The organism is Bacillus sp. 22190, assembly GCF_052045575.1.
Lineage (GTDB): Bacteria > Bacillota > Bacilli > Bacillales > Bacillaceae > Bacillus > Bacillus altitudinis.
In genome coordinates this window covers 24647-48921 of sequence record NZ_JBQEPF010000014.1, presented here as the reverse complement: position 1 = coordinate 48921, position 24275 = coordinate 24647, and the positions used below count along the sequence as shown (strand labels likewise).

The 24275-nt window shown below is 36.1% G+C and carries 26 protein-coding genes and 2 pseudogenes; 14 read left to right on the top strand and 14 right to left on the bottom strand.

Annotation, left to right across the window (positions count from 1 at the left end):
* Window positions 1–156 precede the first annotated feature (156 nt).
* From ACTJKA_RS16050 to ACTJKA_RS16005, 10 genes are all read left to right on the top strand, one after another.
* Entirely contained in the window at window positions 157–375 is a 219-nt protein-coding gene (locus ACTJKA_RS16050) for a helix-turn-helix transcriptional regulator (RefSeq protein WP_048001364.1), read from the top strand.
* The gene (locus ACTJKA_RS16045) at window positions 372–671 is read left to right on the top strand and encodes a hypothetical protein (protein ID WP_017366494.1); all 300 of its coding nucleotides are present in this window, start codon (window positions 372–374) and stop codon (window positions 669–671) included. The genes ACTJKA_RS16050 and ACTJKA_RS16045 overlap by 4 nt, the downstream gene beginning before the upstream one ends.
* 55 nt (window positions 672–726) lie before the next feature.
* On the top strand, window positions 727–1671 hold the full coding sequence (locus tag ACTJKA_RS16040; protein WP_171464909.1) for an alpha/beta fold hydrolase: 945 nt from the start codon (window positions 727–729) through the stop codon (window positions 1669–1671).
* A 105-nt stretch (window positions 1672–1776) separates the two neighbouring features.
* Window positions 1777–2667, top strand: a complete 891-nt coding sequence (locus tag ACTJKA_RS16035; protein WP_171464910.1) for a helix-turn-helix domain-containing protein — start codon at window positions 1777–1779, stop codon at window positions 2665–2667.
* A 395-nt stretch (window positions 2668–3062) separates the two neighbouring features.
* Window positions 3063–3362: a circular bacteriocin, circularin A/uberolysin family gene (locus tag ACTJKA_RS16030; protein WP_017366497.1), complete on the top strand. Its 300-nt coding sequence runs from the start codon at window positions 3063–3065 to the stop codon at window positions 3360–3362.
* Between the two features lie 41 nt (window positions 3363–3403).
* Window positions 3404–4894, top strand: coding sequence for a hypothetical protein (locus ACTJKA_RS16025; RefSeq protein ID WP_171464911.1), 1491 nt, complete (start codon window positions 3404–3406; stop codon window positions 4892–4894).
* Complete coding sequence (locus tag ACTJKA_RS16020) at window positions 4884–5492, top strand: ATP-binding cassette domain-containing protein (protein WP_051626190.1); 609 nt, start codon at window positions 4884–4886, stop codon at window positions 5490–5492. The genes ACTJKA_RS16025 and ACTJKA_RS16020 overlap by 11 nt, the downstream gene beginning before the upstream one ends.
* On the top strand, window positions 5470–5985 hold the full coding sequence (locus ACTJKA_RS16015; protein ID WP_017366500.1) for a stage II sporulation protein M: 516 nt from the start codon (window positions 5470–5472) through the stop codon (window positions 5983–5985). Before ACTJKA_RS16020 ends, ACTJKA_RS16015 begins: the two co-directional genes overlap by 23 nt.
* Window positions 5986–6015: 30 nt before the next feature.
* On the top strand, window positions 6016–6525 hold the full coding sequence (locus tag ACTJKA_RS16010) for a hypothetical protein (RefSeq protein ID WP_017366501.1): 510 nt from the start codon (window positions 6016–6018) through the stop codon (window positions 6523–6525).
* A gap of 573 nt (window positions 6526–7098) precedes the next feature.
* The gene (locus ACTJKA_RS16005; protein WP_171464912.1) at window positions 7099–8487 is read left to right on the top strand and encodes an amino acid permease; all 1389 of its coding nucleotides are present in this window, start codon (window positions 7099–7101) and stop codon (window positions 8485–8487) included.
* A 40-nt stretch (window positions 8488–8527) separates the two neighbouring features.
* Here the strand turns inward: ACTJKA_RS16005 and ACTJKA_RS16000 are convergent, their stop codons facing one another.
* The 5 genes and pseudogenes from ACTJKA_RS16000 to ACTJKA_RS15980 form a co-directional block, all read right to left on the bottom strand.
* Window positions 8528–9409, bottom strand: a complete 882-nt coding sequence (locus ACTJKA_RS16000) for a glycerophosphodiester phosphodiesterase (protein ID WP_265153608.1) — start codon at window positions 9407–9409, stop codon at window positions 8528–8530.
* A gap of 92 nt (window positions 9410–9501) precedes the next feature.
* Window positions 9502–10836, bottom strand: coding sequence for a glycerol-3-phosphate transporter (glpT, locus tag ACTJKA_RS15995; RefSeq protein ID WP_008343899.1), 1335 nt, complete (start codon window positions 10834–10836; stop codon window positions 9502–9504).
* A 218-nt stretch (window positions 10837–11054) separates the two neighbouring features.
* Window positions 11055–11825, bottom strand: coding sequence for a SurA N-terminal domain-containing protein (locus tag ACTJKA_RS15990; RefSeq protein WP_008359353.1), 771 nt, complete (start codon window positions 11823–11825; stop codon window positions 11055–11057).
* Between the two features lie 152 nt (window positions 11826–11977).
* Window positions 11978–12769 carry an AGE family epimerase/isomerase gene (locus tag ACTJKA_RS15985; protein ID WP_268357680.1) on the bottom strand — a complete coding sequence of 264 codons (792 nt, stop codon included), beginning with the start codon at window positions 12767–12769 and terminating at the stop codon, window positions 11978–11980.
* A 780-nt stretch (window positions 12770–13549) separates the two neighbouring features.
* Window positions 13550–14041, bottom strand: a pseudogene (locus ACTJKA_RS15980) (thioredoxin domain-containing protein); the annotation flags it as partial.
* A gap of 401 nt (window positions 14042–14442) precedes the next feature.
* Between ACTJKA_RS15980 and ACTJKA_RS15975 the strand changes: the two are divergent.
* The 3 genes from ACTJKA_RS15975 (at window position 14443) to ACTJKA_RS15965 (ending at window position 16739) form a co-directional block, all read left to right on the top strand.
* On the top strand, window positions 14443–15411 hold the full coding sequence (locus ACTJKA_RS15975) for a S8 family peptidase (RefSeq protein WP_265153607.1): 969 nt from the start codon (window positions 14443–14445) through the stop codon (window positions 15409–15411).
* A 14-nt stretch (window positions 15412–15425) separates the two neighbouring features.
* Window positions 15426–16205, top strand: a complete 780-nt coding sequence (locus tag ACTJKA_RS15970) for an SAR2788 family putative toxin (protein WP_171464915.1) — start codon at window positions 15426–15428, stop codon at window positions 16203–16205.
* Window positions 16206–16280: 75 nt separating this feature from the next.
* Window positions 16281–16739: a stage III sporulation protein AH gene (locus tag ACTJKA_RS15965; RefSeq protein WP_171464916.1), complete on the top strand. Its 459-nt coding sequence runs from the start codon at window positions 16281–16283 to the stop codon at window positions 16737–16739.
* Window positions 16740–16835: 96 nt separating this feature from the next.
* On the opposite strand, the gene ACTJKA_RS15960 is transcribed toward ACTJKA_RS15965, so the two are convergent.
* From ACTJKA_RS15960 to fabF, 3 genes and pseudogenes are all read right to left on the bottom strand, one after another.
* Entirely contained in the window at window positions 16836–17378 is a 543-nt protein-coding gene (locus tag ACTJKA_RS15960; RefSeq protein ID WP_171464917.1) for a hypothetical protein, read from the bottom strand.
* A 130-nt stretch (window positions 17379–17508) separates the two neighbouring features.
* Window positions 17509–17688 (bottom strand): annotated as a pseudogene (locus ACTJKA_RS15955) (DUF255 domain-containing protein); the annotation flags it as partial.
* A gap of 157 nt (window positions 17689–17845) precedes the next feature.
* Entirely contained in the window at window positions 17846–19078 is a 1233-nt protein-coding gene (fabF, locus tag ACTJKA_RS15950; RefSeq protein WP_411238487.1) for a beta-ketoacyl-ACP synthase II, read from the bottom strand.
* Between the two features lie 103 nt (window positions 19079–19181).
* Here fabF and ACTJKA_RS15945 point away from each other — a divergent pair, with 103 nt between their 5' ends.
* On the top strand, window positions 19182–20018 hold the full coding sequence (locus ACTJKA_RS15945) for a helix-turn-helix transcriptional regulator (RefSeq protein ID WP_008359338.1): 837 nt from the start codon (window positions 19182–19184) through the stop codon (window positions 20016–20018).
* Between the two features lie 322 nt (window positions 20019–20340).
* On the opposite strand, the gene ACTJKA_RS15940 is transcribed toward ACTJKA_RS15945, so the two are convergent.
* The 6 genes from ACTJKA_RS15940 to ACTJKA_RS15915 form a co-directional block, all read right to left on the bottom strand.
* Window positions 20341–20850 carry a hypothetical protein gene (locus tag ACTJKA_RS15940; RefSeq protein ID WP_171464921.1) on the bottom strand — a complete coding sequence of 170 codons (510 nt, stop codon included), beginning with the start codon at window positions 20848–20850 and terminating at the stop codon, window positions 20341–20343.
* Window positions 20847–21515, bottom strand: coding sequence for an ATP-binding cassette domain-containing protein (locus ACTJKA_RS15935; protein ID WP_008359334.1), 669 nt, complete (start codon window positions 21513–21515; stop codon window positions 20847–20849). The genes ACTJKA_RS15940 and ACTJKA_RS15935 overlap by 4 nt, the downstream gene beginning before the upstream one ends.
* A 14-nt stretch (window positions 21516–21529) precedes the next feature.
* On the bottom strand, window positions 21530–22342 hold the full coding sequence (locus tag ACTJKA_RS15930) for a hypothetical protein (RefSeq protein ID WP_440607842.1): 813 nt from the start codon (window positions 22340–22342) through the stop codon (window positions 21530–21532).
* The gene (locus ACTJKA_RS15925; RefSeq protein ID WP_008359329.1) at window positions 22329–23135 is read right to left on the bottom strand and encodes a hypothetical protein; all 807 of its coding nucleotides are present in this window, start codon (window positions 23133–23135) and stop codon (window positions 22329–22331) included. Before ACTJKA_RS15925 ends, ACTJKA_RS15930 begins: the two co-directional genes overlap by 14 nt.
* 106 nt (window positions 23136–23241) lie before the next feature.
* Complete coding sequence (locus tag ACTJKA_RS15920; protein WP_008359326.1) at window positions 23242–23679, bottom strand: hypothetical protein; 438 nt, start codon at window positions 23677–23679, stop codon at window positions 23242–23244.
* Window positions 23680–23690: 11 nt separating this feature from the next.
* Window positions 23691–24266 (bottom strand): hypothetical protein, encoded by a 576-nt coding sequence (locus tag ACTJKA_RS15915; protein ID WP_171464923.1) that lies wholly within the window; start codon window positions 24264–24266, stop codon window positions 23691–23693.
* Window positions 24267–24275 lie beyond the last annotated feature (9 nt).

Here is a 24275-nt window from a genome sequence, read left to right as displayed (position 1 = left end):
TCATTCATTTTGAGGTAGGTCTTTCAAAATGGATGATTCTTTTTTGCATCCGGTGAAATTGACATCCTGCAGAAAACAGGTTATTGTTATTTAACATAATGTTAATTATTTTTAACATTATGTTAAATAAAACATCCTTTAAGAAAGGAATCTGAAATGGAAATTAAAAATAGAATGAAAGTATTACGGGCAGAAAGAGACTGGACACAAAAGGATTTGGCAGAGAAGTTAGGTGTGACTCGTCAAACTGTGGCAGCGATTGAAAATGGTAAATATTCTTTGTCTTTAAAACTAGCATTTCAAATTGCGAGAACATTTGAAGTTGATTTATATGACGTTTTTCAAGAGGTCGACAAGGAGGAACAACAGCGATGATGACAACGATCATACTTTATTCTCTAATTATCCTTTCTATCTTAAGTACGGTCTTTCAATTTAAGAAAAGCCGTGAATATAAACAGGATGAACGGGGTCAATTTATTTTAGCGAAAGCTGGAAGTTTTTCAATTGTAGGTGTGGCATTAGCCTATATATTGGTGGCTGTCATTCAAGCTTTTGTTCATGAATTATCATCTCCAACGGAATGGTTTTATATAGCGATTACGTTTATGTATGTATCAAGTGTTTGCGCAAATACAATTGGCATTATCTATTGTGAAAGAAAATACTAATCTTTCATCTGCGGATGCAAGCTAGGGTACTTCATCATGAAGGGAAGAAAAAATATTGAAAAAATTACTGAAAATAATGCTGATTGCTCTATGTACCATTCTGACTGTCTTGGTTGTATTTGTATCAAGTGTTTATGTTGTTAATCTAATTAGTAAGGAAAGAGAACAGGGGAAAATAGAAGCTTATGGGCAAAAGGTCTTGGTGGATGGGAAGCAGATGAATGTGCTCATTCAAGGCGATGGGAAAGAAACGATTGTCCTTCTCCCAGGCTATGGAACTGCTTCACCCGTGCTTGATTTTAAACCGTTAGTCAAGGAGTTATCGCCATATTATAGAGTTGTTGTGATTGAACCGTTTGGTTATGGTTTAAGTGACGACACAGATAAAGTAAGGACAAGTCAAAACATTGTGGATGAGATTCATGAATGTTTGCAGAAACTTAACATTAAAAAATATACGCTGATGGGTCATTCGATTTCTGGCATTTATGGATTAGAATATGTGAATCAATACGAAAAAGAAGTCCAAGCCTTTGTCGGCATTGATACGAGTGTTCCTAAACAGGAAACGGATGAATTGCCGGTTTCTAGCTTGCAGCTGCTCAATCAATCTGGCTTTTACAGATTGTTATTGAAAGTGAATCCAGATCAACTGGTGATGCCTAACGTGGATCAACAAACGAAAGATCAAATCAAAATGCTGACCTTTCGAAATTTCTTGAATGAAAGCCAAGCGAGTGAGGCGGAAAATTTCACAAATAACTTTAAAACTGCAGAGCGTTTACATTTTCCTAAGCGTCTCCCTGTTGTTTTCTACCTAGCGGATCAAACGGAGGAAGAAACACCAAGCTGGAAACCAATGCATGAAGAGCTGCTGAAAAATGTAGACCACGGAAAAGTCGTTACTTTCAAAGGCGGCCATTATTTGCATCATACGAAATCAAAAGAAATCGCAGATGATGTGAGGGGGTTTCTATCGAACAACGAGCGCTCACGTTAGCGTTCTTCCCCCTCTGCTTCTGTTTGAGTTGAACAGATGAAACATCGCAATTTTGATCAAAACGAGTGAACTGATTTGTTTTATGATCAAGAAGAGGTGAGGGAGATGATGTATAGTCGGGTGACGCAAGAGGTGATTTCTTATTTGGAGTCGCATTTGATGGATGAGCTGTCGCTGAGACAGGTGCCTGAGAAAGTAGGATATTCACATTTTCATTTGCTGCGTGTGTTTAAACGAGAAACCGGGCTGTCGATGGGGGAATATGTGCGGAAACGAAGATTAGCTACGGCTGCACAGCTTCTTTTGTATACGGATCAGGGGATTTTAGACATCGCTTTTTCGTTACAATTCCAATCGCAGGAAGCCTTTACGCGTGCTTTTAAGCATCTGTATTCCTTACCTCCCGGAATGTACAGGTCGATGATGAGAGACATGCAAATGAAAAAGGAGGAAGATTCAATGACATTACATGAAGCAGTACCTGGCTGGGGTTTGAGTGGTTCACATCCGCATATGTATGAGATGGGTGTTGATACAGCAGAGTTCCATACGGGAAAGCAATCAGGTGTTTTATCATCTAAAGAAGGCGTACAAGAAGGACAGTTTGCGACAATGATGCAGGGGTTTCAAGCAAAAGAGTATGTAGGCAAGCGGTTGAAGCTCTCTGCTTTCTTGAAAACAGAGAATGTATCTTCAGCAGGAATTTGGATGCGGGTAGATGACGGAAAGGGTGATACGGTGCAGTTTGATAATATGCAGAATCGACCTGTGACAGATTCTACGGAATGGAATCAATATGCCATCGTATTAGATGTTCCTACGCGCAGTGAATCCATTCATTTTGGAGTGCTACTCAGCGGACATGGAACAGTCTGGGCTGACGGTTTTCGATTTGAGGAAGTGGATGAGAAAACACCTACAACGAATATGGTGGAGGCTTCGGCTCTGCCAGATGTGCCGATGAATTTGCATTTTGAGCTTGAGGAGACCGTGTGAGCGGTCTCAGCTCGTAGAGAAACAAAGATTCTCTACGAGTTTTTTTTGATATGATCTACCTTATGGAACTGATTGAAATTAACTAATCCGTGTTACAACTTTTTTAGGTATTATAAAAGGCTACTGTGAGCTGGACCTAGTAGTAAATACTAGAATTATAGTGTGTAGACAATCTTTTTGATGAAATGATTTCGGGGTCTTTAGGTTTATTTTTTACAATGTCTCCTATTTCAAGAACGGTCTTTATTCTTATTTCCATTTTAATTGATAGATCTAGCATAATAGTATTAATTTACTAATTATAATATAATTTGTATTTAATGTTGAAATTATACAATTTAAATGACAAGATATAAATAAGGGGGATAAAATAATCAAAGAAAAGGGGAAAACTTATGAGCTTAACAACACGTAAAAAATTATTTGGATTAGGTTTTATGTCATTAATCGCAACAGTCGCTGTAACTTCTGTTGCTTTTATGAGTATTAATCAGAACTTTTTAGTAGCGAAGCTTGGCATTGAACTAAGTACAGCTGAAAAAATTGCAGACCTTATTATGGCAGGCGGAACAATTGCATCTATTATTGGCATTGTTGGCGCAGCCACAGGTGTAGGACTTGCTCTAGCTGGAGCAATCGGTGCTTTAAAAGCAATAGCAAAGGCACAGGGAAGAAAAGCAGTTATTAACTACTAAGCTTTGTCTTCTCCCCCAATACACTATATTAGGTGATATATATGAGATTAGCTTTACTATTTGAAAAAATGTATCTTAGGAAGAAAATAGATGAAGCATCATTACCACAATGGTTAGGTCATGCTACATATTTATTTCTATCTTTAAGATTTTTCATCATTTATCCTGCAATAGGCATAGGTTTATTTTTTGTTTTAAAAGCTCGTATATTAGACATGACCCTTATAAGTACGTTATGTTGCATCTTAGCAATTATAGATGCGAGAGATTTCCCTATAAAGAATTATTTGATTTACACGTTACATCAAAATGTAATTGTGGATAGTACAGAATCATTTAGAAAAATTTATCGGCATATTTATTTTTATTTTTTCGGTAAAACTGTCTTTAAATTCTCCTTGGTTTTTTTTGTGCCTATGTTTATGGTTGAGAATCAATTAAACATTATTTATTTTGTGTTATTAGTGATAATCATCATTATAACAGTGATGAACTTTTCTTCTTATCATTTTTATAGAAGCTACTTTCAAAAAGGTATTGGCCAAAATATACGGTTAGTCAAGCTCATTTTAGTATGTTTTACTGCGTATATCGTACTGTTAGCCATGTTCCATTATTTTAAATCGGAGATTATACAAGTCTATAATCATTTTCAATTTGATCTATTCAACATCTTGACTGAACTATTAATTACCTGTTTAGTTCTATTTATTTTGTCTATGGTGTTTCACCATCATAAGGTGTTTCGAAAAATTGGTAAAGAAGAATTAAATGCAAAGGAAACTGTTGTTCAGCATAAGGTGGGGTTTAAAAAGAGAGTATTCTTTAACAAAGATATCTTACTTATAAAAAGAACTTACTACAATAAACTCAGGTTTTTGAAATATTTATATGTCCTACAAGTATGTGCCTTAGCGATAGTTCCGGTATTGGTTAGTTTATTATTAAAAGGGAATGATTCCTATATTCTGTTATCCATCATATTTATCGCTGTGGCTTTCTCAAATTTTATAACAGATTATTTAAAAAAGGTGATTAGCCCTGATATTGAATTTTTTGCATTGCCACCAAATACTGCATGGAATATTTCTTTAAATGAAATCTTGGTTCAGAAAGTATATATCTATTTGATTTTATCTGGAATTCCAGTAATCTTTAGTGTCATAACTATGGTCATCTTACATATTCCTTATTCATTCATTACTGGCGTTGCTCTTTTAATTGTTTTTGTATTTATCAACATGGGGCTAGCTGCTACGATTGGTGCCATACTCTTTCCGAAAATAAATCCAGAAAGTGATTATGAAATAGGAAACTCAAGTAAGGCAGTCGTATTTGAAAATGTTTATTTGTACATAATCTCTATTTTGCTTTCCTTTATATTCATCATGGAAATTTTTAGTCTGGAGATGCCATTTCAATTAGGAAAGTACATAGTGACGTTAATCGTGATCCAAATTTCAATTCTCGTCGTCGCGATCTTGTATTTGAGAAATACCAAGGTGAAGGATGTAATGAAAAATGCAAATTAAGAAAGCATCTTTTAGTTATGGAAACAGTTTGATCTTTGAAAAGATCAATTTAGAGTTAATACCAGGCGAAATTGTTGCTGTAGTTGGTTCTAATGGCTCGGGTAAATCGACATTATTAAAATGTTTAGCTGGTATTTATGAGTTACATAGTGGTGATATCGTGAAAGAGGCCGAGGAAAATGTAGTGTTTGTGCCTGACGTACCTAGATCATATGAATATTTAACAGGATATGAATACCTTGTATTTATACAATCTGTTTCTAAGAAAAAAGATGTTGCAAAGATTCATAGTATTTTAAAGGACTATACTCTATATCCGAATAAGGATAAATTGATCAAACATTATTCTCACGGAATGAAACAAAAATTGGCGCTTTGTGCCGCACTCATCAATGAAGATATTCATTATTTATTATTAGATGAACCACTTACAGGTATTGATGAGAAAAGTCAAAAAGTGATCATTGAAAAATTTAAAGAACTTGCGAGCAAACAATGTTCGATTATATTCTCAACACATCAAATTGAAACATTAAGAGGGATATGTGATAAGGTTTTTTATTTAGAGGAGCAGTATGAAGAAATTGTTCATAAATAAAATTAAAGTTAGACTTTCAGCAGTCTCTACTCTATCATTTATACTCCTTCATGTAGTATTCGGTGTTATTGGTTTTATAATAACTAAAAAAGCACCCTCGGATGTCATGTATGTAGAGGATAGTGTGTTCCTTTATTTTACTAACAATTTTTTATACTGTATGGTTCTTGTCGTTGGTGTCGTTACAGCAGGCCTGCTCACCACCTTTCTCATCGCTTCAAATGCATATCTGCTTGGAGTGACAATGAAGGGAGCTCTATTGTTAGGGCATGATATAGGATACGTTCTTTATCATATTTTGCATGGAGTGATTGAACTTCCTGCAATTTATTTTTTCTTTAAAATCGGTATTTATCCAGTCAGTTTGTTTTTGAAATATTTCGTTTTTGATCACAGATTTGATTTTTGGAGAGATATTTATACAGTCATCCGATACTTTATTTATGGGACAGCTTTATTGTTATTAGCTGCAGTGGTTGAATTCTTATTATAGTGAACTTCTTTTGTTTATAGGGAGATGGACATGTTAAAAAAAGAAAAGCTTAATTTACTATTCATTTGGAGCGTCATTATATTCATTCATTTCATTGTATCGCTTTACATTACAGATGCTATTTCTGCCCCCTTATTAAAAAAATCATCTATCAATGTAGGGGAAAATACGGTGATTTTAATGACAATTATACTATTAATTTTAGCGTCATTAATAGATGTTGTGATTGTTTCTTTACTCATTCATATTAGCTCTGTCATGATGAACATTAGAGTAAATATGATGAAAAGCTTTTTCATTGCTAGTTTATTTAATCTCATTTTAAATGTAAACCAAGTGTTAGACACTATTGTGTTATCAAACGCAAATAATTTGACAGCAGAAAATTTCTCAACGAATATCTTCTTCAATCCGTTCTTTTATCTAGGTTTAGTTGTTGTTAGTCTGTGGTTAAGATATGTTGAGAAGAAACCAAATGTACAAATAATTGTGATTGCGGCTGTTATTTGTATATATAAATCTTTAACTGTATTTATTTAAATATACAAAAAAGGAGATTTAGTATATGTCGAATTCATCAAAAAAAAATAATAATTTAATCTTTTATATAGGTGTTGGAATGGTTATTCTACTTATAGCCTTTTTGAAGTTTAGTCATATTTCCGGTACGATGGAGGTCGTGTTGATATTAATCGGCTTAGTCTCCTTATTTACAATAAAGATTCTTACTAGAGAAAAAAAAGATAAAAAGCAGTAGAGTCTTTATTAAGCGTACGGTGTTTTAGAAATATTATGAGAATATGATTGAAGGGCATAGTCATTTGATTATGTCTTTTTGATTATCGTTGTTCGGTCTTTATTTAGTAGAAGAAGGTCGTGTTTTAAAAATATGTTTAGTTATAAAAGGTTCCTAACTTTTTATATGCAAATAACAAAATTTAAGGAATTTAAATATCTGAATATTATAATAACGGTGTTTTCCTCAAAAAAACAATTGTTTTTTAAGGGTAGATTTATTATGATAATATACATCGAAAGATTGAAGATTTTGAATCAGAATGAAAATTCTGATTTTTTATTTTTTATGTTGTTTGTTGATGAGGGGGAATAGAAGTGGCTCAAAAGGAATTAAAGAGAGGGTTAAGTGCTCGTCATATTCAAATGATTGCGCTTGGCGGCACAATTGGTGTTGGCTTATTTATGGGGTCAGCTAAAGCCATTCAATGGACAGGTCCATCGGTTCTTCTAGCGTACGCAGTGTGTGGTATTTTTATCTTTTTTATTATGCGTGCGATGGGAGAAATGTTGTATCTTGAACCGAGTACGGGATCGTTTGCTACATTTGGGCATCAATATATTCATCCGCTTGCGGGGTATATGACAGCTTGGAGTAACTGGTTCCAGTGGGTCATTGTTGGAATGTCTGAGATTATCGCCGTAGGCGCTTATATGAAATATTGGTTCCCGGAGTTACCGGCGTGGATTCCCGGATTAATCGCCATGATCATTTTAGGTGCGGCCAACTTGATTTCGGTTAAGTCATTCGGTGAGTTTGAATTCTGGTTTGCGATGATCAAGATTGTGACGATTATTTTAATGATCATTGCAGGTTTAGGCATTATTTTCTTTGGGTTTGGCAATGGTGGAACAGCGATTGGTTTGTCTAACCTTTGGGCGCACGGCGGATTCTTTACAGGTGGATTTAGTGGTTTCTTGTTTGCATTGTCCCTAGTGATTGCTGCCTATCAAGGGGTAGAGCTCATTGGGATTACTGCAGGTGAGGCGCAAAATCCGCAAAAGACGCTTACAAATGCCATCAAAAGCATCATCTGGCGTATTTTGATTTTCTATATCGGTGCGATCTTTGTCATCGTAACGGTGTATCCGTGGGATCAGCTGAATACGCTCGGCAGTCCATTTGTGGCGACGTTTGCGAAAATTGGAATTACGGCAGCAGCAGGTATTATTAACTTTGTTGTCATTACAGCAGCGATGTCCGGCTGTAATAGTGGAATCTTCAGTGCGGGACGTATGCTTTATACATTAGGTGTGAATGGACAGGCACCTGCTTTCTTTACAAAAATTTCGAAGAATGGTGTACCGTATTTTGGGACATTTGCTGTGCTGATTGGTTTAGCGGTTGGGGTGGTCTTAAACTATGTTTCTCCACCAAACATATTCGTTTATGTGTATAGTGCGAGTGTCCTTCCTGGTATGGTGCCTTGGTTTGTGATTTTAATTAGTCACATTGGCTTCAGAAAGGCGAAGGGGGCAGCGCTTGATCAGCATCCGTTTAAGTTGCCGCTTGCGCCATTTTCTAACTATTTGACAATCGGATTCTTGCTGATGGTGCTTGTGTTTATGCTGATTAATCAGGATACACGAATTTCTCTTATTGTGGCAATTGGGTTCCTGATTTTAGTGGCGCTTAGCTTTTTTGTATTTGGAATTGGTAAACGAAAACCGATTGAAACAGCTTCTTGTGATCAAACGGTGAAATAATCAAAAGCCTTGCGGAGTCGACCCGCAAGGCTTTTGTCGTTTACAGAGAAGCTTTGACACGCTGAAAGACATCTGGAAAGTTGGTGAAAAGACCGGTGACGCCGTATTGTAGAAGACGTGTCATGTCTGCTTCGCTGTTTACCGTATATGGGTGAAGGAGGAGTCCGTGGCTTCTGACCTGCTGGACATTTTCAAGTGTCAAAGCTCTAAAATTCGGTCCGACCCCCACTGCATATGATTTGATGAAGTCGAGCTGATCATCTGTAATAGACGTCATTTGCGCTCTATCTAATAGCTGTACTTTTGGAAGCCGAGGGGCGAGTTTCTGCAATTTTAATAGACTTTCTTGGCTGAAAGATTGGATGATGACCTGCCCTTTTCTCGTATGTTTTCCAAGAAGGTGATGTTTCTTTAAGACGGCCAATAGCTTTTCTTCCATTTGTGGATAGATGTCTGGTTTTTTGGTTTCAATATAATAATTTTCTCGTTTACCGAAGTAGCGTAATACCTCATCTAATGTGAGGACTTGCTGTCCAATATAGTGGGTATTTTGTTTGTCGGGGTTGGCTTCGTTAAACCATGCACCGGCATCGAGCTGTTTGATTTCGGCAAGTGTAAGGTCTTTGACCCAGCCGGTTCCGTTTGTCGTCCGGTCAACCGTTTCATCGTGCATGACGATGAGGTGCCCATCCTTTGTCATTTGAAGGTCGAGTTCGAGGTAATCTGCATTCATCTTTGAGGCGAGCTTGTAGGAAGCTAGGGTATGCTCTGGGGCATACCCTGATGCTCCGCGGTGTGCAACGGTTAAAATGCGATCTGGAGATAAAAGATGTTCATGTGCCGATATGGTGGTCGGCACCCAACCAAAAGACAGTAAAGCAAAAGAGAGTAACACGAAAGCAAGTAATCTACTTTTCTTCATATTTTATCCTCCTTTTACGGTAACTGCCTCCATCATAAGAAATAGATGTAAAGGGCATGTTGGGCGGAGATGAATCTTTTATGTGATTTTCATTAAGCTTGCTCTACGCGTTTTCCTGTATTCCATGTCATGGCGAGGAACACAATCGCAAGGATACAAGAACCAACTAGTAAAATGAAACCTCCTGTCCAGTCATAGTGATCGACGACGACACCCATCATGGCATTAGCAAAAGCAGAGCCACCAATATATCCAAAGAATCCTGTCAGCCCGGCAGCAGTGCCAGCGGCTTTTTTCGGAGCGAGATCAATGGCTTGCAGTCCAATGAGCATGACGGGTCCGTAAATTAAAAACCCGATGCTGATGAGGGCAATATTATCAACCATTGGATTGCCAGCAGGGTTTAACCAGTACACAAGAACCGCAATTAACACGCCAATCATAAAGAGGACGCCAGCAGGTGCGCGGCGGCTTCTAAAGAAGCGGTCACTAATCCACCCGCACAATAATGTACCAGGGATGCCTGCATATTCATAAAGGAAATAAGACCAGCGTGAATGCTCTGGTGAGAATCCTTTTGCTTCTGTTAAATAGGTAGGTGCCCAGTCTACGACCCCATAACGGACAAAGTACACAAAGACGTTGGCAATGGCGATATACCAAAGGAATTTGTTGTTGAGTACATATTTAAACAAAATCTCTTTTACGGTTAATTCTTTTTCTTGATCTTCATATTGTTGTGCCGGATAGTCATTTCGGTATTCTTCAATTGGCGGAAGACCAGCGGATTGCGGGGTGTCCCGTACGAGAAGAATGATGACGAAGGAGACGATAATGGCGATGATGGCAGGGAAGAAAAAGATACTTTTCCACGTCGCAAACAAAACAATTCCTAATGTAATAAGCGGTGCAAGAATCCCCCCGCCGATATTGTGAGCGACGTTCCAAATCGACATTTTCGTTCCACGTTCACTCACCGAAAACCAATGCGCCATCGTTCGTCCGCATGGCGGCCACCCCATTCCTTGAAACCAGCCGTTTAAGAACATGAATAAAAACATGATCCATACACTGGATGTCACCCATGGAAATGAGACAAATAGAATATTGATAAGAGCTGATAGAAAGAGTCCAGCGGCTAAAAAGTATCTTGGGTTACACCGGTCTGAGATCATCCCCATAATGAATTTACTAAAGCCATAAGCGATTGAAACGGCCGCTAGTACAAAGCCTAATTCACTTTTTGTGAACCCCTCTTCCTGTAAATAAGGGATGGCAAATGCGAAATTTTTGCGCAGCAAATAGTAGCCCGCATATCCGATAAAGATCCCCAAAAAGACTTGCAGACGCAGCCGTTTATAGGTTTCGTCTGTTTTGGCATCATCGAGCCTGTCGATATGCGGAGCTGGTTTGAACCATTTGAACATAAACATCCTCCTCTTGTAGATATGACTGAAACAAAAGTACGAGGTCTGTCTTTGATCTTGTACTTTTTCAGAGACAAAAGAATTGATAACGCTTTCTTTTGTACTCCCATCATATCGGATGGAGAAGATGTTTATGATGAGGCTTTTGTCATTATTTTGGAAAAACAGTTCATGAAGTGATGAAAAAAATCCGCACAATGGCGGATTTTTAATAGTGGTTAAATTGATACATCAATTTTTGCAGATTTCTTTAGTTGATCAATTTCTTTTTGTACTTCTTTTTGCTTTTCTTGAGATTCTAACTGCTTCTTGATTTGTGATTTGACGTCTTTGAAATCAGGTGCTTTTTGTTTTTGTTTTTTCATTTGTTCGGCGTATTGGTCATAGTACGCTTTGACGTCTTTTTCAGACACAGAGGCTGATTTGATTTCTTTGTCGACATATTGGCTGTATTTGATGCTGTCGGCAATATCACTTTTCAGCTGATCCATTGTCAGTCCGCTCTTTTTGAGTGCTTCTTCAAATTGAGCATTGTCTTTAAATTGTTTCTTTTCTTCTTTTAGCTGCTTATCGACTTGCTTGTCAGAGGCTTTATAGCCCTTCTTCTCAGCATCTTGCAGGATGAGCTCTTGACCTACTAGCGCATCAATGGTTTGCTTCTTGACAGCTTTTGCGCCTTCTTTAGATGTTGGGTCTTGTCCTGACTGCTGAAGTTGACCTTGAATGGTCGATAGGGCGCTATTGTATTCACTTCCTGTGATTTTATCTTTGTTGACGGTCGCAACGACCTTTTGATCATCAATTTTTTGTGCGTCTAATTTCTTTTGCATCTCTTCCATTTGCTTTTGCTGCTCTTTTTGGTCAGCCTGTGTTGTTTCCTTGCTTTTTGCTGAATCGTTTTGCTTATCCTGTTTCGCATCGTTTGATGAGCAGGCTGCAAGCCCCACTGATAACAGACAAGCAATGAGTGTATATGATACTTTTTTCAATTATTTTCTCTCCCTTCGGTATGAGAACATCTAGTGCGCATTCTAACCGTTTTTTAGGAAAAATAAAACCGTACAGACAATTTGTTAGCGGATTGACATGTTTTTTATCTGTTTGTCCTCATTTTGTCTTCTCATAGTCATCATATGACAGCTTAAATTTGAAATAATTGTTCCATCGCTTCGTCGAGATTGGTGATCGGCTGGCGGCAACTGTAGTTCTCGCAAATATAGACTGTCATGCTGTCGTTGATCGTTTTGTAATTTTTTGCAAAAGGTGCGAGTTTTGCTAGTTCTTGCCCTGTTTCGGCAGTTAAAATGAGATCAAATGGCATGAATCGTTTTTGCAATGCTTGTAGAAGCTGTTCTTTTTGCGGGTCGCCCTTTTTCCCAAGAATAATGATTTCTCGGTTTGCGGCATATTGGCTCAATAGTCCTTGTAAAAAGGCGGTATGTCCGCTTGGATAGGAAGAGACATCAACGTAAAAGGCGCTGAACATCTTCTCTAGTGTTTCGATCCAGTCTTGACGTCCGATCATTCTGCTTAGTTTCAGAAGGTGTTGGAGTGCAGTACTGTTACCAGACGGCATGGCCCCGTCGTATACTTCTTTTTCACGAACGATAAGCGCTTCTGCATCTGAGCCTGAGAAGAAAAAGCCCCCGATTTGCTCATCCCAAAACAGTTCAAACATATTTTCAGCAACGGCTCTGGCTTTTGTCAGCCAATCTAGGTCAAAGGTCGCTTCGTATAAAGACATATATGCTGTGAGCATGTGCGCATAATCTTCGATAAAGCCTAGATGCTTCACGTCCCCTTCCCTGTAGCGGACCATGAGCCGTTCCTGCTGGACGAGGTGTGTTTCGAGAAAAGACATCGCCTGTTTTGCCATGCGTATGGCCTCTTTTTCATGAAAGACACTTCCTGCTTTGGCAAGTGCGGAGATCATCAGCGCATTCCACGAGGTGAGTACCTTGTCATCGATTAGCGGTGCAGGTCGCTGCTGTCTTACAGTGAGTAAGATGTGTCGAGCGGATTGCAGTTTAGAATAAAGGGTTTGGTCGTCGATTGAATATGCTGCCTTGATGTCATCAAATGAGGTGGAAATGGTATGAGGGATGTTCTGTCCTTCAAAATTTCCTTCCTCTGTGATGTGATAGACCGCACAAAATAAAGTGCCGAGGTCATCGCCTAAATGGGTCATGATCTCCTTTTTTGTCCAAACGTAATATTGCCCTTCTTTTCCTTCTGAATCGGCATCGATTGCCGAATAAAAAGAGCCGTCACGATTCATCATGTCTCGTTTGATAAATTGAATGAGGTCCTGGACAAGCTTTTCGTACTCATGATGTTGAGTGATTTGATAGGCTTCGGTGTAGGCATCTATTAGCAAGGCGTTATCATACAGCATCTTTTCAAAATGCGGCACAAGCCATTTTTCATCAGTTGAATACCGAGTAAATCCAGAACCAATATGATCATAAATACCGCCGTTTGCCATGCCGTTTAACGTTTTTGTGACGGCATATAACGCATTTTCTTGCCCTGTCCATGCAAAATAACGCATGAGAAACGTGAGCATATGAGGTGCGGGAAATTTAGGTGCAGAACCGAAGCCGCCATACAGCGTATCAAAGCTGCTCATGAGCTGATAATAGGCTTTGTGAATCGACTCCTGAGTGAGCGTATTTTCTGTCTGCCCTGCTGCCTTGATCCGCAAATTATTTGTTGCCTTTTCTGCCAATGATTCAATATGATCTCGGTCGTTATGGTACGCATCGAGCAATTGCGTCAGTGCTTCAATGAAGCCAGGACGTCCGTAAGCACTTCTTTTTGGAAAATAAGTCCCCGCATAAAACGGCTTTTGATCAGGCGTGACAAACACGTTGAGCGGCCAGCCGCCTTGCCCAGTCATCATCTGACAAACGGACATATACATCGAGTCAATATCTGGACGCTCCTCACGATCGACTTTGATTGAAATGAAATGCTCGTTTAGGATGTCAGCGACTTGTGGATCTTCAAAGCTTTCGTGTGCCATGACGTGGCACCAGTGACAAGTGGCATAGCCGATGCTGACAAGCACCGGTTTATTTTCACGTTTCGCTTTATCAAATGCTTCTTTTTCCCATGGATACCAGTTAACTGGGTTATGGGAGTGTTGGAGAAGGTATGGAGATTTTTCAGTGATTAATCTGTTGGGTTTATTGTTAGTAGACATGGAATCTCCTTCTTTCATTTATTTATCAATTGAGTAAATAAATTAATTGATCAAATCTTTTTGAGTGTAAAGGGTGATGGGATTAAGGAATTTTCGTTTGAACTTAAATGGTACTACTTCAATAAAAGTACGTAGAAAAATAACCGACAGTTCTTTATTTTCTAAAATTTTGAAGTTGAGCAAAAATCAAAAAACTATTATTAGATCCAATATTTATAGGAATTGCTGTGGGAATTTTACCTTTCAATAGATTCGCTTTCAAGTCTTTTCTTAATTTCATTAATTATATAAAACCTCTATTAACGTCTTCGAAATGGGATTTATCAAAAAAATTTCCTTTTATGTATTTTATTATTAATAACAAGCTGTTATAATAGCTTTTTGTGTTTTTGTGAAAATATGTGTTAAAAGTGGTGTTGGAAATAAGAAAAATATATATACTATTAATTCTAGTAATCTCTTCGTTAGGTCTTTTGATACTCTTTTTATTTAATCATCAGGAGAAAAATAAAACAAAAAAAATTAATCATAATTTAGTACAAGAAGTACCATGGGGTGTTGAAAAAATTAATGCTAATTCAATATGGGGTTTAAGAGGAAAAGAGAAAATAAGAGTTGCTGTATTAGATAGTGGTATTGATAAAGAGCACAAAGATCTAAAAGGAAAAATTAAGGGGGAATATAATGCAATAAACAAGACATCATCAACCTCAAATGACAAAGTAGGGCATGGAACTGCTATTGCAGGTATTATAGCTGCTAAAGATAATAGCTTTGGATTAGTTGGAATTGCTCCAGAAACTGAAATATATTCAGTTAAAGTATTAAACGATAAAGGAAAAGGTTCAATAGATAAACTTGTTACAGCTATTGAATGGTGCATCGATAATAACATTCATGTCATAAATTTAAGTTTTGGTTTATCTAAGGATAAATCAATATTAAGAAATGTAATTGATAAAGCAGTTAACAGAGGAATAATAGTTATTGCAGCCGCAGGAAACAATTATGGTGGACCAGCTGATTATCCAGCTGCCTATAAAAAAGTTATTTCTATTAATGCAGTAGATAGGAATAATCAACTAGCTGTTTTTTCTTCTAAAGGAAAGATTGATTTTTCTGCACCTGGCGTAGATATCCCTATATTATCTATTAATAATGGGTATGAAACTGAAAGTGGTACATCTTTAGCAGCTGCTCATGTTACCGGTATAGTGTCATTAATTCTACAGAATAAAGATAAATTTGGGATAAATTCAAAAGATAATATATATTATCAAGTGAAGCATAGATTGTCTGAATTATCTATAGATCTTGGTGAAGAAGGAAAAGATGAAACATATGGAGAAGGATTGATAATTTTTAAGTAAAGGGGATATTTTCAATGAAATTTATTAAGAAGAGTATTTCAATTTTTTTGAGCTTGTTAATAATGTTTACTTTTATTTCAGAATCAAAAACTGAGGCTTTGGGTAATAAAGATTATCAAATTCTCATTAACAATGAAGAAAAATTAGTAATTGCAGCAGAAAAAGGCGAAGTTAGAGGTGTAATGACTCTAGACAAAAAGAATATGGAGTTCTCATTAGAAACCGATGAGCTTTCTGAGGTTACTGGTGAAAAAGGTAAAGAATATAAAATTAAAGTTGAAAATGCAACAGATGATAAGATAGAAGGAACTTTTATTGACACCGAAACAAATGAAAAATATAAAATTAATTCAGATGAGATAACAGCTTCATTTGTTTGGTTTATACCGGTAGGGATTGTTATTGGAGAAGCACTTTTAGTACATTTAATTTCAATGGGTCTAGCGGTGACTATTTTAGGAGTTACTTATGTTGCATATTCTGAGTTTAAGAAGCATAAAAGAACATACACTCATTACATGGCAGTTAGAAAGTCTAAAGGATTATTTATTGGTAATGGGTTAAAAAGGTCTGCGGCAATTGCACGACTTAAAAAAGGTGAAGATACATGGTCTACTTCAAAGAACAATGCAAAATCTATTGCTAAAGCTGCTAGCCCAATTAAGAAAATTACTGGTGCAGAGATAGATAAAAAGGGTAAAGGTAAACATTATCATTATCATCCTATCTCTGGATATAGGCAGGGGAAAGGCATCCGTATGGCATCACATGCTTTTTATGGTGCAGCAAGATAATTGAGAACAGTCTTGAAAATATGAACTTCTAATATTAAAAAAATCTAAAAAATGGGTATATGAGAAGGTGTAAATATGTTAGTTATTGATGAAAATCCAAAAGGCGAGCAGTACTCCAAATTAATTGATTTGGCTTTCGAAATTTGTGATGAGTTTCATTTAGTTTTGAGAAAAGATATGGGATCTTTAAAATCTTTTGATCCCTTCCTAAAAAAACTCGAAAGTTCATTGAAAGAGATGAAAGAACAATCAGAATGGGCTAGCACAATTCTAGGAGACAATAAAACAGCGAAAGTTTATTACTACTATACAGATGAAAATGCGAAGAGTATTTTAAAAGAATTTGCAAATTCTTTATATGATTGGGAGCAACCAAATTTACCAGAAGACTTGTCCTTCTTCAAAAATGGAGAAGAATGGCTGGTTACCTCTTCACATGAAGAAGAAAGTTATATAGAAACGGAAAATGATACAGAGATACAAAGGATATTAAGTATACCAGAATTAAAAGTACATATGGAAAAATGGGATTAAGGCTATTTAGTATTCAATAATAGTGTTTAGATATAAAAGTAAGGAGGCTAATAATATAGTTTCCTTACTTTTAAAATGATATGGGCGTTCTCATCTTTATATCTTAATTAAGATGTATTGTTTGTCTTCCAAATAGAAGATTTGACTAAGATGATTTATGTCTTTAAACTTTAAATGTTTCCCAAATTGTTTAGTCTTTAGATTAATAACTAAATCCAAACTTTCATCCTTATCTTCATCCTCATAACCGTCTAAACAGGAATATAATTCAACTGAGTCACCTTTTGATATGTGTTCTTCAATATAAAAAAAAAGGGATTGAATAGATTTTCGTTGACCAGTTGTATTATTTGAGTGTAGATATCCTTGTATTTCATATATATAAGGGTGTGTAAATTTGTTTGAGACTGCTTCATATTCATGTGATAAATGAATGATATCTATTCCGTATGCATCTTCTTCGGTTTCATAGACTTTTAAAAGTGAATGTTCATTTTTATATCGATTTTTCTTAAACAATTTTTTGTTGAAAGAAACTCCTTTAATCTTTAATTCAGAAATTGGTTTAAATGTTGGGCTATAGCCAAACTCACCAATAGGAAGTTTTTCATTAGCCGCAATAAAATGATGTAAAGTCAATTTGGCTCCTCCTCTATTATATCTACAAAATATTTTATGTGAATTTGAATAATACAGTTCTGACAAGCATTTCGTAAAATAGCATATAAAGCCTAAGAATAGAATAACATATTTTATGTGTAGCTGTGCAAACATGGCACCAGTGGCAAGTGGCATAGCCGATGCTGACAAGCACCGGTTTATTTTCACGTTTCGCTTTGTCGAAGGCTTCTTGCCCCCACGGGTACCAGTGAACTGGGTTGTGGGCGTGTTGAAGGAGGTAGGGTGATTTTTCCGTGATGAGTGGGGTGGGTGTTTGGTTGTTTGGCATGGGTCACCTGCTCTTTCAATTTTTTAAGTATTTTCTTTTCTCCATTTAATATATCAGATTGCTGAGGCTCGTCATCATTTATCTGTTAGGTATTCCCATCATAAAAAAACAAGGGTCATAAACCCTTGTCATTTCAGTATTTCACCTTTTTCCTACTTCAATCGTAATGTTTTAACAAGATGGCTGAATTATGTCCTCCAAAACCAAAAGAATTGGATAGCCCATATTTCAATGGAAGCTGTCTCGCTTCTAATACAACATCTAAATTGCAATCTGGATCTTGTTTCTCTACATTAATAGTTGGCGGAATCATTCCTCGTCTCAAACTTTCCACTAAAGCAATCGCTTCTACTCCGCCAGCAGCACCAAACATGTGCCCAGTCATTGACTTGTTCGCCGTTGTTGGAATTTCGCCTGAAAGATCACCAAATAATTTCTTAATGGCTAGAACTTCTGAACGATCACCTACTTGTGTACTTGTTGCATGAGCACTAATAACATCGATTTCACTTGTTGATATATCTGCACTTCTCAATGCTTTCTTCATGGCTAAGTAGGCACCCCTACCTTCTGGGTGTGAAGCGACCATATGATGTGCATCTGAACTAGCCCCGTATCCCACTACTTCACATAATATCGGCGCATCTCTATGAATTGCGTTGTCTAATGATTCTAATACTAAGATACCTGCGCCTTCACTCATCACAAAGCCATCTCTATCTGTATCGAATGGGCGGCTGGCTCTACTTGGGTCTTGGTTTCTAGTAGATAGTGCATGTGCGTTTCCAAAGCTAGCCAAAGATATCTGATTGACGGCAGCTTCTGCTCCACCGGCAAATATAATATCTGCTTCATCGTTTCGGATCGCATTGAAAGCTTCACCAATAGAGGTGTTCCCAATAGAGCAAGCTGTGACTGGTGACAATGATGGCCCTTGTGCGCCCAATTTGATGCTGATTTGGGCCGCAGCTGCATTTGAAATCATCATGGGGACAAGGCTAGGGCTTACTCTCGATGGACCTCGTTTATCTAATACATTCACATTATCAACAAGCGATTGTATGCCCCCGATTCCTGAACCAACATATACGCCTAAACGTTCAAGATCTACTTGATCTAACTGTAATTGTGAATGTTCTAATGCTTGTTCGGCGGCTGCTAAGGCAAACTGACTAAAACGATCTAATCGTTTTGCTTCTTTTCTCCCTAATATTTCATCTGCATCGAAATCACGAACGATTCCAGCTATTTTTGTTTTATAATCAGTCGTATCAAAAGAATCAATGAGAGATATTCCTGATTGTCCTTTAACTAATTGATTCCAAAAGCTATCTATATCATTTCCTAGCGGGGAAATAACTCCCATTCCAGTAATGACAACTCTTTTCATGATCATTCCCTCCTTGTTTTTATTAACTTTAGCCATTGTGTTATCCTATTACAAGTTGTTGTTTATCCTAGTATAATGAATAATATTTTAAAAGGAGACCTTAATGAAACCTGAAACAAGACTTCAAGCATTATCAGAATTTCTAAAAAACCAACGTTCAAAAATTACGCCTCAAATGGTTGGTTTACCTGTAGGAACCCGCCGAAGAACACCAGGACTCAGAAGAGAAGAAGTGGCTCAACTAGCCGGTGTGAGTCTTACTTGGTATACATGGTTAGAGCAAGGCAGAGATATAAAAGTATCTACTTCGGTATTAGATGCGATTTCTAGTGCATTACAATTAAATAACGATGAAAGGAGATATTTGTACGCTTTAGCGTTAGAGGAAGGTGTGAAACAATCCTATATCATTGAGAATGAGAAGGAAATCAGTCCGGCTTTAGTGAAAATTTTGCAGGAACTTCGTTATTGCCCAACAATTATATCTGATAGAAGAAGTCAGATTGTTGGGTGGAATCAAGCAGCAGCTAATGTATTTTTGGACTTTGAACAAATCATCCCGGCAGAAAGAAATATCATCCGCTTACTATTCGCAAGAAAGGAATTTAAAAGTTTAGCCGTGAATTGGGAGCATTTTGTAAGAGGCTATATCGCCATATTTAGAACGTATTATGGACAGTATGTGGCGGATGACTGGTATGAGCAATTTATAGAAGAAATGGAGCAGGCATATCCTGAGTTTCGTAAAATATGGAATGAAAATGAGATCAGTTATGCACCTGAAGTATTAATTGAATTTCGTCATGCTAAGGTAGGGAAAATGTTGTTTAATCTCACTTCATTACAAGTGTACGGGGATACTGACTTAAGATGCAGTGTCTATACTCCAGTTGAGGATACTGAAACGGAGCTTAAGTTGAAACGTTTAATTGAAGGGTAGCTGTTGTTTGGAGAGAAGAATAGGGCTGATTCAAAGAATACTTCTTTAACTTTGTGTAGATTTTAAAAAACAACTAGTATAGTAGCAATTGGTTATTTGTATTTGGATGAAGGCATTGTGTGTGTGCTGTGCTGAAGGAGGTATGGTGATTTTTCAGTGGAGTGGGGTGGATTTTTGATTGTTTGGCATGAATTCATCTGCTTTCATATATTAATTTCCTTCGTACTTTAACTTTAGTAAAACTTCGCCTTTTTATATAAAAAATCCTCTTAAAGTAGAAGAGGACAAAAGGACGTATTTCTTGTGATTTGAATAGTATATGCTACTTGAAGTAATCAATTTTCACAATGAATTTCTCAACTGATATTCCATCACTCCCGATCATATGGAGTTTAGGCGTTTTAAAATTTCCCTCACCATTATTTGCAAATGTAAAGGTGACGGTACCGCTTATATATTGATGAGGCTTAATATCTTTAACTCTTTTGCCTGTTTTATTATTAATAAAGTCTATGGTCTGGGTTTCTTCCTCTCCCCTCATCATTCTATAAAATTCAGGATGTAGGGGAAGTTTATCGTTTGTTTTATTTTTTAATGTAAATGGTATGCGGTATTCAGTTATTTTATTTCTCATTTCATCAATGGTATTAATTTTCTTAGCTTTTTTAAACGTATGACTTATTTTTAGAAATTCAAACGTTTCATTTGTCGTAAGGTTTTTTTCTGTTACTTTATAGTTGGAGTATTCACTATTCACTTGTTGATAGCGGAACATGCTGATTAAGATAAAAATTATAGTCATCACTGAAATTACTATTACTTTTTTTCTCATTTTTCTTTATCCCTATCAACAATCGTTTCTTTTATAATTTCACCAGATTCAATATCATAAATCGTATCTGAAACCTTTTGAAGAGTTTCTTTATCATGGCTAGCGATCAAAATTGTTTTACCTTCATTTTTTAATGTTACGAGTAATTGATGTACTATTTCGACTGCTTTCTCATCTAAAGCATTAGTAGGTTCGTCTAAAATGAGCAAATCCGGTTTTTCCATAATTGCTTGAGCTATTCCCAAACGTTGTTTCATCCCAAGAGAATATTTTTTAAACTTTCTTTTGTCATTTGGATCAAGCCCTACACGAGAAATCACAGCAGAAATTTCGTTATCGTTAATTTTATTCTGAATCATAGAGAGTAATTTTAGGTTAGCAAAACCAGTATATTCTGGGATAAAACCAGGATACTCTATTAATATTCCAACATTTTCGGGAAATGAGATGTCTCTGTGTAATTGTTTCCCACCTACAGTTACTTTTCCATCACTTGGTTTTACTAATCCGGATAATACACGAAACAACATTGTTTTTCCGGATCCATTAGGTCCACGAAAACCATAAATATTCCCCTTTTGTAATGATAAGTTAATATTCTTAAGGACTTGGTTTTTTTTAATAAATTTGTTTAATGCCTCAATTTTAATATATTCTTCTGACATGAGTTTCACCTCGATTAATATTCTTTTTCATGATCATTGCCGTATTCAGTTAAAAAATCTTGTTTGATAAAAATTTTATATGCTAGAAAAGTAAAAAGTAATCCAAAACCACTAAATAAATAAATCATTCTAGAAAATAAACCTGGTATAAGCCAAGATGTCATTTCTAATGACAGTGAGTCATTAATGAAAGAAAAACCAAAATAAATATTAAGCATTTTATCAAGAATCACAGCAGATGAAATGATAATAAAGCTGTATATATATTTTTTACTTAACAAATAGCAAACCACAACAAATAGTCCAATCAGATAGAATGCCAATAAACTTGTAATCAAATATCTCAATAACATGATATTAGATGAAAAGTATTCATCTAAAGGTAGTTGATCTCCATATATTAAGTATGGAGATCCTTTTGTAGATAGCCAAACGTTGTCCCATCTTCCTGACAGGAACCCACCCAAAAGGAAACCACCGATTAGATATACTAGAGTGAATATCAGACAGATCCAAAAGACACGTAATAATAACGATAAAAATACTCTTTCTCTTTTTTGATAACGAACAAAACGAGAAGAGTCAAAAAAAGGTACGAATCCAAATGAAAAAAACATTAGAAAAAGAGGTAATACGGGGAAAACAAATGTATAGGAAGAGAAAAATAAATTTAAAGATTGTGGTATTCCCATTATTCCTTGTTGCGGTATACTTTCTTTGACTAAATATAAAATACAGAGCAAATAACAAAAAAACCAGATGAATAATCGCACTTTATAACGGTATATGTCGAGTAAAACGATATGTAGTTCTTTAACGAATAACATTCTTTTTAACCCCTAGAATGTATAATGAAAAACTTAACATAAATCCGATAAACAAGTGTAAAACAAGACTTGCTAGACTCACACCATCTGTAGCCTGTTGTTGCAAGAAGCTTGTTGATATCATTTCCTGATGCCCTAGTGTTGAAAGTACCATGTTTATGACATATAAACTTGCAAAAGGTGTAATTAGAACAACAAATGATTTTTTAATAAACATTCCAAATCCCAAAGCTATACTTGCGAACATACCAGAGAAAATACCAATCAATATGACATATAAAAGCATATGAACAAAGGGATGTGTATAATATAGATCTGGTAAGAAAGTATTATCAGAGTCTAAAGGCATCTCATTGTTAATCGCTCTATCAGGTTTTATATTTGGAAGTCTCATGAAAGACAAATAAATATTTAATAATAGAGGAAAGACAGCTGTGAGCATACCTGCTAAAAAGTTTATAAGAAACAAACTAAAGAAATATTGTTTTTGTTTTCCTCTAATAATTAAAAAGCGAAAAAAACCAGTTGACCGATCTCTTGAGTACAGATCTGAAAATGGGAGTGTTGCCAAAATTGGTAATAAGAACATGTAAAGTGCTGGATAATCTGATATTCCACCGATCCCCATCCATTTTGTATAAGGGGTAAAAGAAATTCCTCCTGTAAGTTCTAAATGTTCTTTGAGTGGCATTTCTTCTGTCCAAAAATAAGCAATCGCTAAAATTGCACCAATGGCTAATGATATGTAAAAAGAAGGGCGCTTTATTAATCGTAATATAAGCAAATAAAACATGTTTCTCTCCATTTCGTTTATTTAAAACTAAATATAGAAGCGACTCAGTTAATTCTGAGTCGCTGTGTCACATAGTTCTCTTTTGAATTTAAAGAGCCTAATAGAATCAAGGGCTTTTTGGATCGTAATCGGGACTCCATTTGCCATTAGCATGACCAGCTGCATTCTTCTTAGCACCTATCGAAACAGGCGGATATCCTATTCCCAAGAATGTTTTTTCAACTGCCAAATTGTATAGGAGTTGTACCCCTTTATAATTTTTCTTAATTGTATAATAGTGGCCATCTGAAACATCTTTTCCTTTAGATCTGGCCCAGGCTACATAAGAAGTATTATTCTTTTCACTGTTCATATAATACCAAGATTTAGTAAATTTTGTTCTAGATGTTGTCTCATCGTATGGATTTCCTTTTAGAAATCTAAAATTATAATTAGTATCTTTATAGTTGCCACTTGGTTCTCCTGCATAGACATGCACAATTCCTATAGTAGAAAAGGTTACTCCTAAAATTAAAGTTAGGCTAATGATTATTTTGTTTTTCAACTGTCTTCACCTCATTGTTTACTTACAATTAAGTATTTATCTGCGACACCTATGCAATTATTATCTTTATTTAGCCAAATCATTCTTAATGCTATTTCTGCTTTCTGGCCTTTGAATGTTGGTAAATTAATTAAATAATCGTGATCTACATCTGATCTATCATAAGGTTGTTCCCATTGATGAGTAACTCCTCTATCATCTTTCAATTTTCCCAAGATTTTTGATGGGGGAGGTTCTTTTTGACTAAAGGTCATCGCTAATTCATAATTTTTAGGAAGTGGTCCAACTTCAATGTCCTCTCCTTTGAAAACATTTTCAATTGCCACATCATTATTCTTTATCTGACCTTGATAATAATGATCCTCTTTCAACTTTTCCCAAAATATAACTTTAAAAAGACTTTGCTTTTGTTCGGTATCAAAATAGAATATTCTAGAATCATCCTTTGTGCTATTATCCAAATCTTCTATACTTACAGAAGGATCTGGAGCTTTGTCTTTTATGGTGTTATTGAAATTATTTGATTGACAAGCACTAATCAAAGATATCATTATTAAAATTAAAAAAAATGTAAATAACTTTTTCACTATTTTCCC